Raw genomic sequence first — 11,736 nt, 5'->3', positions numbered from 1 at the left:
TTCCAGGCTAGTCCGCCGGTGCTGTGCGCGGGCATCAGCCCGCGCCGAACGCGCGCAGCAGCGCCGCGGTGCCGGCGGCCGAGACCACCACCAGCAGGAACGGCGCCCGGGCGAAGAGGCAACAGATCGCCACGCCGAGCCCCGCAGCGCGGGCATCGAGGGTGAAGTCGCCCGCGCTCGTGGTGAGCGCCTGCACTGCGATCAGTGCCGACAGCAGCGCGACCGGCAGATACCGCATGATCCGGTCGGTCAGCGGGTGGTCCAGAGCGGACTGCGGCACGACATACCCGAGGAGCTTGGTGGCGAAGCTGATCGCGCTCGCGATCAGCACCGTGAGCCAAAGGTTCATCAGATGTCCTCGGCGCCGGTGATCGTGCGGTCCGGCAGCAGCCCGGCGACGACGGCGGCGAGTGCCGCGACCAGCACTGGTATGCCGGAGGCCGCGTGTGGTGCGACGAGCAGTGCGATGACTCCGGCGGCGATCGCGACGACGCGGGCGCGCGTCGTGCTCAGCCGCGGCCAGACCAGCGCGCAGAACGCGGCCGGGGCGGCGGCGTCTAGGCCGAACGTCTTCGGGTCGCCGATCGCGTTGCCGAGCAGCGCGCCGACCGCGGACATCGCGCCCCACAGCACGTAGACCGACAACCCGGTCCACCAGAAGCCGGTGCGGGCGAGCTCGCGGTTGGGCTGGGTGACCGACACCGCCGTCGACTCGTCGATGGTCAGCTGCGCGGCCACCACCTTGCGCCAGCCGGTCTCCTGCAGCAGGCGGCTCACCTGCAAGCCGTAGAAGCCGTTGCGCAGGCCGAGCAACGCCGAGGTGCCGATCGCGCTCGCGCCGGAGCCGCCCGCGCCGATCACCCCGATCAGCGCAAACTGCGATCCGCCGCTGAACAGCAGCAGTGACAAGGTAACCGCCTGCCAGACGTCCAGTCCCGCGGTGACCGCCAGCGCGCCGTAGCTGATGCCATATGCGCCAGTCGCGACCCCAACCCAAAACCCTTTGCGGGCAACACTTTTCGCGGTCGGCGCGACGGCGCTGTTCACGCCGCCTCGCTCATGTGTGCTGCTCGGGTGACGTGGCCTGCTCGGGTGACGCGGTCTGCTCGGGTGACGCGGTGTCGGCCAGGCCGGCGGTCAGCCGCACTTCGCGCGCGGTGCGACCGTCGGCGGAGACGACCCGATCCCGATAGGCGCCGTCGGGTCGTAGCCCGGCGGTCTCGGCAAACGCACGAGTCGCCTCGTCGTCGGAGAGCAGCCAGGCGCTGACCCCCGTGAAGTCTCCCGCGCGCAGGGTGTCGACCGCGGCATTCAGCAGGCGGGACCCGTGACCGCTGCCGCGATGTGCCGGGTCCACCGCCAGCGCGAGAATCTCACCTTCGCCGGTCTCGTCGGGTCCGGCGGCCCGCCCGGCATCCGGGTCCGCACTCGGCCCGATCGCGGCGAACCCCACGATCGTTTCGCCGTTGCCGTCGATGTCGCCGCCCTCGGTCGCGACGAGCAACCGGTGGCGGGGCGAGGGAGCGTCAGCCAGCGAGGTGCGCCACGCCTCCTCGAAAGCGGCCGGCAGGAAGGTCTCCAACACCTCAGGGTCGACCAACGCGGAGTAGGCCTCCCGCCATACGGCCGCCTGGATCTCCCCGACCTGCCGAACGTCGTGCAGGCGTGCGGTCCGGACGCTGGCATCACTCATTCCGCCAGTGTTCCAGCCGGTATCGCGCGGGAATGCCGTGGGGCGCTGTGAGACTTTGATGGGCGTGAGCATGTTGCAGACGCGGCCGCGGCGCGCCCGTCCACGCTTCCACCCGCTGACGGTCTCGCGGGTGGAACGGTTGACCGATCGCGCGGTGGCGATCAGTTTCGCCATACCCGAGGAGTTGCGCGAGACCTTCGCGTTCCGGCCCGGGCAGCACCTCACCCTGCGCACCCAACGTGCTGGCGAGGAGGTGCGTCGGTCCTACTCGATCTGCTTGTCTCGCGACGAGGCGGCGCGGCGGGGGGAGTTGCGCATCGGGTCGGCTGTCGTGGACGGCGGGCTGATGTCGACCTGGCTCAACGAGGAGGTGCGCGCGGGTGACGTGATCGACGTGCTGCCCGCGCTCGGGGACTTCACCGTGCCGACGGACCCGACCCGGCCGCGCCATCATGTTGCGATCGCTGCAGGTTCGGGGATTACGCCGGTCCTGTCGCTGCTGACCACCGTGCTCGAGGACGAGCCGGAGTCGCACGCGACGCTGATCTTCGGCAACCGCGACCCGGATAGCGCGATGTTCCTCGCCGAGCTCGAGCTCCTCGCCGACCGTTATCCGGACCGGTTCACCCTGGTGAACGTGTATTCGCGCGTGCCACAACCGGATGGTTCGCCTGCCGGGCGCCTCGGCGCCGCCCGGTTGGAGCAGTTGCTCGGCACGGTCGCACCGCCGGACGCGGTCGACGAGTGGTATTTGTGCGGGCCGTTCGAGATGGTCGAGAACGCCCGAAAATTGCTGGCACACAACGCGGTTGAGCCGCATCACGTGCATCACGAGGTGTTTCACGTGGACGGCCCGGTATGACGCAGGCCGCTGGCGTGCCGCCGACTGGCCGCTGACGCACACCAACTTTCGGCACCGGGTCGCCCGCGCACTGCCCGGCTCGCAGCCTCTACCGTTGGGCGCCATGGGAGAACCGAGCTGGGTCCAACACAGCCTCTGGTGGCACGTCTACCCGTTGGGATTCCTGGGTGCCGACACCACCGGGGTCGACCGCCGGCCCGGCGGGGGAGCGGCGGGGGTTGGAGCACGGTTGCGCGGCGACTCCGGTCAGGAGGACCTTCCGCGCGACGACGTGCCGCGCGACGAGTCGCCGCGCGACGCCATGCCGCGCGATCACACCCTGCGTGACCTCATCCCATGGCTGGACTACCTGACCGAGCTCGGTCTCAACGGACTCGCGCTCGGCCCGATCTTCGCCGGCGAGACCCACGGCTACGACACGGTCGATTACTTTCGCATCGACGAACGCCTCGGCACGGACGACGATTTCGACGCCCTGGTTGCCGGCTGCCGAGAGCGCGGAGTCCGGCTCATGCTGGATGGCGTCTTCAACCACGTCGGCCGCTCATACCCGGATCGCGAGGAATTGCAGTCGGATTCGGTGTTCGAAGGTCACGAATCGTTGGTCGAGTTGGACCATGGTCGACCTGAGGTTGCCCAGCTCGTCACGCGCGTGATGGACCATTGGTTGAGTCGGGGAGCCGACGCGTGGCGACTGGATGCGGCATACGCGGTGCCGCCCGCCTTCTGGCGGAGCGTGCTGCCGGCGATCCGTGAGCGACACCCGCAGGTGTATGTCGTCGGTGAGATTCTGCACGGCGACTATGCCGAGCTTGTGCGGGCGAGCGGGATGGATGCGTGCACGCAGTACGAACTGTGGAAGGCGACCTGGAGCGCGCTCAACGATCGCAATTTCTTCGAGCTTGAATGGGGACTTCGGCGCAATGACGAGATGCTCGCGACGATGGTCCCGTGGACGTTCCTCGGCAACCACGACGTCACCCGGATCGCCTCCCAACTGGTCGACGAACGTCTGCTCCCGCTTGCACTCGTGCTCCTGCTTACGCTGCCCGGCACGCCGGCGGTCTACTACGGCGACGAGCAAGGGTTCCGCGGAGTCAAGGAAGAACGTGCCGGAGGTGATGACGAGATTCGCCCGGCGTTCCCAGCGACGCCGGCGGACCTGTCGCCACTGGGCTGGCCCGTCTACCGGCTCATGCAGGAGCTGATCGGGCTGCGCAGGCGCCACTCATGGGTGCACCGCGCGCGCGTGGAGACGGTGCATCTAACAAACGAGCAGTTCGTGTATGTCGTTGCCGCGCACGAGGATCCGGGCGTTCCGGGCGTTCCGGGCGATCTGGGTGGCCAGGACGGTCCGGGCGACCATGGCGATCTGGGCGAGCAGGACGGTCCAGGCAACCAGAACGGTCCGGGCGACGTGGAGCGCCGCCTGCTCGTCGCGCTCAACGCAGGCGAGGAGCCAGTCGACGTGCCGTTAACCCGCGTGGGCGCAGGCGGGCCGGCCGGTGCCGGCAACGTGGGCGGTGACAGGGACGGCGAGGTTGGACCCCGCGAGGAGGGCGGGTCCAGCGATCAGGGTGTGGCCGGCGGCCGATTGCGGAGGATCGCCGGCTCCGCCGAGTTGATCCCTGCTGACGGCGCGCCGAACGCGGTCGTCCGCATGCCGGGCTACGGCTGGGGTGTATTCGAGGTGGGTGGCCGCTAACCGGTCACGTCGGGGGAGCGCGGGCTCAAGCGCCGCGGGCGCTCGTTCACGGGTGGCCGGGTTGCGGACTCGAGACTGGGCCACTGCCCGCGATGGCGCCCGGGTGTGAATCGGTCGCCGGTCCAGGGTCAGCACGATGCTGCGGGAGGGTCCGGGTCGTCGTCCGAATGTTCGGCGGGCCGGATGTGCGCTCGACGGTTGGCGTCGAAGCGCACCATCGCGAGATGGAGCGTGTCGTTGGTCGGCCCGGCATACTCACCGAATCCACTTGCCGGCGAACGAGTTTCGTCATACATCGGTCGGGTGGGTCCGACGATGGTGCCGTTGCGGGCGGTGAAGATCACGCCGTCGCGTCGGCTGGGGTCGCCGACCATGGTGAATGCGCCGCGGTGATGTTCGTGATGGTGATAGCGGCAGAGCATCAATAGCCGGTCTTCGTCCGTCGGCCCGCCGTCGATCCAGTGGTCGAGGTGGTGGCACTCCAGATGGTGCAGGGCGAGGCATCCCGGGTAGCGACAGCCTCGGTCGCGGTCCTCGATGATGCGGCGGGTGCGGTCGGGCACGATGCGCTGGGTGCGCCCGACGCTGATCGGCCTGCCTTCCTTCTCCCAGATCGGCTGTATGGCGCCGTCGCACGTCATACGGTCGCGAAGCACGGGCGGGAGCGCGGCACCTTTGTTTAGCCAGGCACTGCCGTCGGTGTCCAGGTGCAGGTAGATGCGGTAGCGGCGGTCACGCGAACTGCCGGGCGGCGCACCGGTGTCCAGTGAGCGCTGTGCGAGCAACTCCATCGCCTCGCCGAGGGTGACTCTCTTGCGTGGCCGGTTCGGCTGGGGAGCGGCGTCCGGCTTCGGGTTGCGCAGCCGGAAGAGGGTGTCCTTGGCCTCCAGAACGGCTTGTTCAACCAACGCACCGATATCTGCCGGTGCGTTGTAGGTCAGGTGGAATCTGCCTGCGGCATAACGCATGTCGAGCTCGGGCGGTGCCGTAGCAGGATCGAAGACATCGGGTGCGCGGTCGGTGGCGGCGTCGATCGCGGCGAAAACCTCGTCGACCTTGGCCGGGTCGTTGACGATCTCGCCGGGCAGGTGGGCCGACCGGTCGTCACCTGGCTCGGCGGCGGTGGGGTGCGTGGTGACCAGTTGAGCGGTCGCCGGCGTCTTCTCCACGTTGAACTCGTAGCGTGTCAGTGTGCGGCGTAGCTGGGTCACCGTTGCGTAAGAGGCGAATTCGGCGACATCGTCGTCGTGGTCGACCGGCGTGTACTTGGCGACCACGGCGGCCTGGCCGAGGGTCAGCCTGCCCTGGTCGATCAGGGTGGTCATCGCCGGTAGGTCGTCGGCGCGGCCGGCGATCCGGACGATGTCATGCGCGGCCGACCAGGACAGACCCGCGAACGCGGTCAGCCAGTGCTCCGGCGACTTGAGCCCGGCACCGGCCCACAGCTCATCGGCCAGCACCCGGCGCATCAGGCCGATCAACTGACGATGACCGTCGTTGATCTGCGCACAGATGCTCGAGAGTTCGTCGCGGGCGACCTGCAACGGATCGCCCGGCGCCGCGGTGTCGTCACCTGGGGCCAGTAGCTCGGCCGGACTCTCGTCATACGGCGAGTTAGCAGCGGCAGCAACGCTTTTCGCGTCGCTCTCCGGCTGCTGTGCCGGCCGTCCGGCAACTCCTCGTCGGGTCATGACAGAAGTCAAACACCGACCACCGACAACCCGTATGGCGCGCGAGGTCAGTCGAAGTAGGCGGTACCTGCGGGCAACTCGAACGCGGCCCGCACCAGCGGGCGATGCGCCGGGATGATCGGCAGGCGCGCCGCCTCGGACTCGGTCAGCCAAGCGACCTGGGTGACCTCGTCGGACAGCCCGGCCGAGCCCTCGACCACGTGCGCGCGGAAACACACCCCGAAGATCGCGTTGCGGCGACCGTCGGGGTAGACCACGACGATGTCGGGATCGCTGTATGCCGCCAGGATCTCGTCCGCCTGCACGACCAGCCCGGTTTCCTCGCGCACCTCCCGGACCGCCGCCTCGGACCAGGTCTCGCCCGGCTCGACGCCGCCGCCGGGCAGGCACCAGAGGCCGTTGTCCTCGCGGCGGGTGAGTAGGAGTCTGTCCCCATCGCGAACTGCACAACTCGCACCTACCTTGACCCGGGCCGCGGGCGGCGCAGCGGCATCACTCGTTTCGGTGTTGTCGGCGTGGTCGGTCGCGGCGGCGTTGCCGGTGTTGCCGGCCGCTCCGGCGGCGATGCGCGGGCCGATCTCCACCTGGGTGCGCGGTTTGCGGCGTTCGTAGGTGACGACCGTCCAGCCGTCGTGCGGCTCGCGGGAGACCTCGCGCCAGGTGGGCGAGTCGGTGAACGGCCAGCCGGGGAAAAACGTGTCTCCCTCTGGCTCCAGCGGGATCTCGGACAGGATCATCCGGTCCACGAGCTGGGCGAACTCGGCCCACACCTGCGCTCCGCCGGTCACGAAGATATCGCCGTCACCGGCCAGGAAGAGCGCCTCGTCGACCGAGTGCGCAACCTCGACACCTTCGGGCGCCCAGGACCGGTCGTGGGTGAGCACGATGTGTCGCCGACCGGGCAGCAGCCCGTGAGACTCGAACGTGCGGCGCCCCATCACCATCGGGTGCCCCATCGTGGCGGCCTTGAAACCCTTCTGCTCGCCGGGCACCTGCCAGGGCATCGCGCCGTCGCGGCCGACCACGCCGTTGCGGGCCACGGCGGCGATGAAGCTGATCGTCATGCGGGGGAGAAAATTTGCGGGGCGCTCATACGGCGATCGGGGCCTTGATCGAAGGCGCCGCGACATACCCCTCGAGCGCGATGTCAGGCAGGTCGAAGGCGTCGATCTCCCTGATGTCCGGGTTGAGGCGGAGGGTCGGCAACGGTCCGGGCTCGCGGGTGAGTTGCAGTCGTGCCTGGTCGAGGTGGTTGGTGTAGAGGTGCGCGTCGCCGATGGTGTGCACGAACTCGCCGGGCACCAGGTCGGTCACCTGCGCGACCATCGCGGTGAGCAGCGCGTATGACGCAATGTTGAACGGCACGCCCAGGAAGATGTCGGCCGACCGCTGGTAGAGCTGGCAGGACAGGGTCCGCCGGCCGTCCTCGCCGGGCGCGCCGACATAGAACTGGAACATCGCGTGGCAGGGCGGCAGCGCCATGTCGTCGACATCCGCGACGTTCCACGCGGAGACGATGTGCCGACGGGAGTCGGGGTTGGTGCGCAGGCCGTCGATCAGCCGAGCGATCTGGTCGATCGTGCCGCCGTCCGGGTCCGGCCAGGAGCGCCACTGGTGTCCGTAGACAGGGCCGAGGTCACCGGCCGCGTCGGCCCACTCGTCCCAGATCGTGATGCCGCGCTCGTGCAGCCACCCGACATTGGTGTCGCCCCTGAGGAACCACAGCAACTCGCCGAAGATCGACTTCAGGTGCAGCTTCTTGGTGGTCAGCACCGGGAATCCGGCGGCGAGGTCGAACCGCATCTGATGCCCGAAGACCGACAGCGTGCCGGTGCCGGTGCGATCGTCCTTGCGGGTGCCATCGGTGATGACCCGGTCGAGCAGGTCGAGATACTGCTTCACGAGGTATGACGCTAGCAGCGGCCACCGACACCGGCTTCGCCGCAACGCCCTGCCGCGACGACCAGCGCGGCGCCCGCAGCCCTGCCCGCGTTACCGGGTTTTGGCCATGTGACTTAGATCACACAAAGTAGTTGTAACGTCCATCATGTGCGCAGCGATGTAGCCAGTGATCGCGTCGCCACCCGGACCCCCGAGCGGGTGGCGACGCGATCTTCATGTCTGCGATCTTCATGTCTGCGGTCATCTAGGCGGTCATGTCTGCGGTCGTGGGTGCGCGGTGGTGGTGCCGTTCGGTCGCCTCTTCGCCGGGCCGAGCCCGATCTGCGGCCGCTGGGCGGCATACTCGTCGCGATGACCATCGACCAGATCCCGGCGAGGCGCGGGCTGCTCGCCCTTGCGGCGGCGCTGTGTGCCGCATTGTTCCTGCTGGCCGGTTGTTCCTTGCCGCAGAGCCAGCAGAGCGCCAAGGCCAACTCCAAGCTGCTCACGTCCGACCAGGTCAAGATCGCGGTGGTGACGCACGCGGCGCCGGGTGACCAGTTCTGGGACTTCGTGCGGTCCGGCGTGGACCAGGCCGCCAAGGACGACGGCGTCCAGGTCGACTACAACTCCAGCCCCGAGCCCGCCCAGCAGTCGACGCTGATCGACAACGCGGTCGCCTCCGGCGCCAACGGCATCATCGTCTCGATGGCCAACCCGGACGCATTGCGGGCCGCGATCCGCCGGGCCGTCGCCAAGGGCATCCCGGTCGTCACGATCAACTCCGGCATCGACGACTGGAAGGGGTTCGGCGCGTTCACCCACGTCGGGCAGTCGGAGTCGATCGCCGGCACGGCCGCGGGGGAGCAGCTGTCCAAGGACGGCGCGAGGAAGGCGGTCTGCGTCATCCACGAGGCCGGCAACATCGGCCTGGAGCAGCGGTGCGCCGCTGCGAAGAAGGCGTTCAAGGGGAGCATGACCAACCTGCAGGTCAACGGCACCGACACCAACGGCACCGCGGCATCGATCACCTCCAAGCTGCGCGCCGACAAGAGCATCGACGCGGTGCTCGCACTGCAGGGTCAGGTCGCCACCCTCGCCGTGCAGGCCAAGGGCGCGGCCGGCAGCAAGGCGGAGGTCGCCACCTTCGACGTCGACCAGAACGTCCTGTCGGCGATCCTCGGCGGGCGGCTCGCGTTCGCGATCGACCAGCAGCCGTACGCGCAGGGTTACGAAGGTGTCGCCGCGATGGTGCTCAAGCTGACCCGCGGCATCACCCTCGGCGGCGGCCAGCCGATCTACACCGGTCCGACGATCGTCGACAAGTCCAACGCACAGGTCACGCTGGACGCGCTGAAGGGAGAAGTGGGATGACGCAGGTGCCCGCCACGCCGGGCCAGGCTCCTGACCGTATGCCGGAGCAGTCCCCGCAGACCGACGAACGGTTGAGCAGCACCGGCACCGTCGCCCGCCTGCTCAAACGCCCCGAGATGGGCGCGGTGCTCGCGGCGATCGTCGTACTCGTGTTCTTCTCCGTCACCACCGATGCGTTCTTCACCGCCAGCGGCGCGAGCACCTGGATCGAGCAATCCTCGACGATCGGCATCATGGCGGTCGCCGTCGCACTGTTGATGATCGGCGGCGAGTTCGACCTGTCCGCCGGTGTGATGACCGGATTCTCCGCGCTGACCGTCGGCGTGCTCACCACGCATTGGGGCTGGAACGCGTGGCTGGCGATCGTCGTGTCGCTGCTGCTGTGCGCGGGGATCGGCGCGCTCAACGGGTTCCTGGTGCTGAAGACCGGTCTGCCGAGCTTCATCGTCACGCTCGCGACCTTCTTCGTGCTGCAGGGCATCGACCTGGCGCTGGTCAAGCTGGTGATCGGGCAGGTTTCGATCCAGGGGTTCAACGGGTTGCCCGGGCAGCGCAGCGCGAGCTGGTTGTTCACGTCATACGTGTCGATCGGCAACCTCACCCTCTGGTCGAGTTTCTGGTGGTGGCTGGCGGTGACGGTGGTCGCGACCTTCATCCTGTTGCGGACGTCGGTCGGCAACTGGATCTTCGCGGTCGGCGGCGCGGTCACCTCCGCCGGGCAGGTCGGCGTGCCGGTCTTCCGCACCAAGATCGCGCTCTTCATGGGCACCGCGATCTGCGGCTGGCTGGTCGGGATGCTCAATCTGTTCCGCTACAACACCGCGCAGAGCTCGGACGGCGTGGGTCTGGAGTTCATCTTCATCATCTGCGCGGTCGTCGGCGGTTGCGTGATGACCGGCGGCTACGGGTCGGCGGTCGGTGCGGCGTTCGGCGCGCTGATCTACGGCATGGTCAACCAGGGCATCCCCTACGAGGGCTGGGACAGCAACTGGCTCTACGCGTTCCTCGGGGTGATGCTGCTCGCGGCGGTGCTGCTCAACAACTGGATGAAGAACCGAGCGGAGAACGCGACATGAGCGACAGCGTGAGCACCTCGGACAACGTGGCCGGCGAGCCGCTGGTCGAGGTGCGGCATATCGGCAAGCGCTACGGCAACATCATCGCGCTGCACGACGTGTCGACCGCGGTGCGAGCCGGTGAGGTGACCTGCGTGCTTGGCGACAACGGCGCCGGCAAGTCGACCTTCATCAAGATCCTCGCCGGTGCGCACGACTACACCGAGGGCGAACTCCTCGTCGACGGCAAGCCGACCCATTTCGCCAGCCCGCGGCAGGCGCTGGACGCCGGCATCGCGACCGTCTACCAGGACCTCGCGGTGGTGCCGCTCATGCCGGTATGGCGCAACTTCTTCCTCGGCAGCGAGGCGACCAAGGGCGTCGGCCCGGTCAAGCGGCTCGACGTGAAGTTCATGAAGGAGACCACCAAGGCCGAGCTGGCCGCGATGGGCATCGACCTGCGCGACGTCGACCAGGCGATCGGCACGCTGTCCGGCGGTGAGCGGCAGTGCGTCGCGATCGCGCGCGCGGTCTACTTCGGCGCGCGCGTGCTGATCCTCGACGAGCCGACCGCCGCGCTGGGCGTGAAGCAGTCCGGCGTGGTGCTCCGTTATATCGCCAAGGCGCGCGAGCGGGGTCTCGGCGTCGTCTTCATCACCCACAACCCGCACCACGCGCACCCGGTCGGCGACCGGTTCGTGTTGCTGCGCCGTGGCCGCAGCATGGGCGACTTCGGCAAGGACGAGGTCAGCCTCGCCGAGCTCACCGACATGATGGCCGGCGGAGCCGAGCTGGAATCGCTCGCCCACGAACTCAGCCAGACGATGGGCGACGACTCCCAGGTGGCGAGTTCGCTGCGGGCATCCGCCGGCAAGCCGCCCCGCTGAGGCTGAGCCGGCCTCCCGCATCCGGGGTCGCACGAACGGCTGACGCGGCGCCGAGGTGGTGGCAGGCTGCAGGGTATGGCGCAGCCCACCGCGATCCGGGTCACGTCGATGGCGATCCTGCTGAGCCCGGACGGCCGGCGGCAGGCGGTCTGCCGGCTCGGACCGACCGCTGAGCACCCGCGCGGCTTCCACCGACTGCTCGGCGGCTCGGTCGAGCACGGGGAGCGGGCCGCGGACGCACTCGCCCGCGAACTGCGCGAGGAACTCGGCACCGAGGTCGTCGAGGCGCACCTGGTCGAGGTGGTCGAGAACATCTTCACCGTCAACGGCGAGCCCGGGCACGAGGTCGCCTTCGTCTTCGCGACCCGGCTGGCCGACGCCGGCGCCATACCGCAGGACGGTGGGACGTTCACCGAGGACGGCGCTCGGCTTCCGGTCGTATGGCGGGAGCTGTCCGCGGCCGACGACGTCCCGCTCTTCCCCGCCGAGGCCGTCGAACTCGCCCGGGTCTGCGCCGCCAACCTGGCGCAGCTGTTCGCAGCGTCTGCCCCCGGCCCCGGCGAAACACCCCGCCGATAGCCTTGGCCC

At 68.9% G+C, this 11,736-nt stretch carries 12 protein-coding genes; 6 read left to right on the top strand and 6 right to left on the bottom strand.

What is annotated here, in order from left to right; translation table 11 throughout:
- Nucleotides 1–34: 34 nt before the first annotated feature.
- The 3 genes from N2M23_RS08025 to N2M23_RS08015 are packed head-to-tail and all read right to left on the bottom strand — an operon-like array spanning nucleotide 35 to nucleotide 1,693.
- Nucleotides 35–349 carry an AzlD domain-containing protein gene (locus N2M23_RS08025; protein WP_265444603.1) on the bottom strand — a complete coding sequence of 105 codons (315 nt, stop codon included), beginning with the start codon at nucleotides 347–349 and terminating at the stop codon, nucleotides 35–37.
- Nucleotides 349–1,047 carry an AzlC family ABC transporter permease gene (locus N2M23_RS08020; protein ID WP_265444601.1) on the bottom strand — a complete coding sequence of 233 codons (699 nt, stop codon included), beginning with the start codon at nucleotides 1,045–1,047 and terminating at the stop codon, nucleotides 349–351. The genes N2M23_RS08025 and N2M23_RS08020 overlap by 1 nt, the downstream gene beginning before the upstream one ends.
- Nucleotides 1,048–1,057: 10 nt before the next feature.
- On the bottom strand, nucleotides 1,058–1,693 hold the full coding sequence (locus N2M23_RS08015) for a GNAT family N-acetyltransferase (RefSeq protein ID WP_265444600.1): 636 nt from the start codon (nucleotides 1,691–1,693) through the stop codon (nucleotides 1,058–1,060).
- 70 nt (nucleotides 1,694–1,763) lie between these two features.
- Here N2M23_RS08015 and N2M23_RS08010 point away from each other — a divergent pair, with 70 nt between their 5' ends.
- On the top strand, nucleotides 1,764–2,555 hold the full coding sequence (locus tag N2M23_RS08010) for an FAD-binding oxidoreductase (protein WP_265445116.1): 792 nt from the start codon (nucleotides 1,764–1,766) through the stop codon (nucleotides 2,553–2,555).
- A gap of 103 nt (nucleotides 2,556–2,658) precedes the next feature.
- Nucleotides 2,659–4,260 carry an alpha-amylase family glycosyl hydrolase gene (locus N2M23_RS08005; RefSeq protein ID WP_265444599.1) on the top strand — a complete coding sequence of 534 codons (1,602 nt, stop codon included), beginning with the start codon at nucleotides 2,659–2,661 and terminating at the stop codon, nucleotides 4,258–4,260.
- 128 nt (nucleotides 4,261–4,388) lie between these two features.
- Here N2M23_RS08005 and N2M23_RS08000 read toward each other — a convergent pair whose 3' ends face one another.
- From N2M23_RS08000 to N2M23_RS07985, 3 genes are read right to left on the bottom strand one after another with little or no spacing between them, the layout of a single operon-like run.
- Nucleotides 4,389–5,951 carry an HNH endonuclease signature motif containing protein gene (locus N2M23_RS08000; RefSeq protein ID WP_265444598.1) on the bottom strand — a complete coding sequence of 521 codons (1,563 nt, stop codon included), beginning with the start codon at nucleotides 5,949–5,951 and terminating at the stop codon, nucleotides 4,389–4,391.
- A 47-nt stretch (nucleotides 5,952–5,998) separates the two neighbouring features.
- Nucleotides 5,999–7,015 carry a dihydrofolate reductase gene (locus tag N2M23_RS20670; RefSeq protein WP_279671836.1) on the bottom strand — a complete coding sequence of 339 codons (1,017 nt, stop codon included), beginning with the start codon at nucleotides 7,013–7,015 and terminating at the stop codon, nucleotides 5,999–6,001.
- Between the two features lie 25 nt (nucleotides 7,016–7,040).
- Nucleotides 7,041–7,853 carry a thymidylate synthase gene (locus tag N2M23_RS07985; protein ID WP_265444597.1) on the bottom strand — a complete coding sequence of 271 codons (813 nt, stop codon included), beginning with the start codon at nucleotides 7,851–7,853 and terminating at the stop codon, nucleotides 7,041–7,043.
- A gap of 351 nt (nucleotides 7,854–8,204) precedes the next feature.
- On the opposite strand from N2M23_RS07985, the gene N2M23_RS07980 reads away from it, so the two are divergent.
- From N2M23_RS07980 to N2M23_RS07965, 4 genes are all read left to right on the top strand, one after another.
- Nucleotides 8,205–9,206: a substrate-binding domain-containing protein gene (locus tag N2M23_RS07980; RefSeq protein ID WP_265444596.1), complete on the top strand. Its 1,002-nt coding sequence runs from the start codon at nucleotides 8,205–8,207 to the stop codon at nucleotides 9,204–9,206.
- Nucleotides 9,203–10,282: an ABC transporter permease gene (locus tag N2M23_RS07975; RefSeq protein ID WP_265444595.1), complete on the top strand. Its 1,080-nt coding sequence runs from the start codon at nucleotides 9,203–9,205 to the stop codon at nucleotides 10,280–10,282. Before N2M23_RS07980 ends, N2M23_RS07975 begins: the two co-directional genes overlap by 4 nt.
- Nucleotides 10,279–11,148, top strand: a complete 870-nt coding sequence (locus N2M23_RS07970; RefSeq protein WP_265444594.1) for an ATP-binding cassette domain-containing protein — start codon at nucleotides 10,279–10,281, stop codon at nucleotides 11,146–11,148. Before N2M23_RS07975 ends, N2M23_RS07970 begins: the two co-directional genes overlap by 4 nt.
- A 75-nt stretch (nucleotides 11,149–11,223) precedes the next feature.
- Nucleotides 11,224–11,727: an NUDIX hydrolase gene (locus N2M23_RS07965; protein WP_265444592.1), complete on the top strand. Its 504-nt coding sequence runs from the start codon at nucleotides 11,224–11,226 to the stop codon at nucleotides 11,725–11,727.
- The last annotated feature ends 9 nt before the right edge of the window (nucleotides 11,728–11,736 follow it).

Origin of the sequence: Flexivirga meconopsidis (assembly GCF_026162425.1) — a bacterium.
GTDB lineage: Bacteria > Actinomycetota > Actinomycetes > Actinomycetales > Dermatophilaceae > Flexivirga > Flexivirga meconopsidis.
Note: the sequence above shows the minus strand (reverse complement) of the source record. Positions and strands in the feature narration are given on the sequence as shown.

Coding starts and splice junctions, on each gene's coding strand:
- N2M23_RS08025 (WP_265444603.1), bottom strand. CDS start 349: ATGAACCTTTGGCTCACGGTGCTGATCGCGAGCGCGATCAGCTTCGCC.
- N2M23_RS08015 (WP_265444600.1), bottom strand. CDS start 1,693: ATGAGTGATGCCAGCGTCCGGACCGCACGCCTGCACGACGTTCGGCAG.
- N2M23_RS08010 (WP_265445116.1), top strand. CDS start 1,764: ATGTTGCAGACGCGGCCGCGGCGCGCCCGTCCACGCTTCCACCCGCTG.
- N2M23_RS08005 (WP_265444599.1), top strand. CDS start 2,659: ATGGGAGAACCGAGCTGGGTCCAACACAGCCTCTGGTGGCACGTCTAC.
- N2M23_RS08000 (WP_265444598.1), bottom strand. CDS start 5,951: ATGACCCGACGAGGAGTTGCCGGACGGCCGGCACAGCAGCCGGAGAGC.
- N2M23_RS20670 (WP_279671836.1), bottom strand. CDS start 7,015: ATGACGATCAGCTTCATCGCCGCCGTGGCCCGCAACGGCGTGGTCGGC.
- N2M23_RS07980 (WP_265444596.1), top strand. CDS start 8,205: ATGACCATCGACCAGATCCCGGCGAGGCGCGGGCTGCTCGCCCTTGCG.
- N2M23_RS07975 (WP_265444595.1), top strand. CDS start 9,203: ATGACGCAGGTGCCCGCCACGCCGGGCCAGGCTCCTGACCGTATGCCG.
- N2M23_RS07970 (WP_265444594.1), top strand. CDS start 10,279: ATGAGCGACAGCGTGAGCACCTCGGACAACGTGGCCGGCGAGCCGCTG.
- N2M23_RS07965 (WP_265444592.1), top strand. CDS start 11,224: ATGGCGCAGCCCACCGCGATCCGGGTCACGTCGATGGCGATCCTGCTG.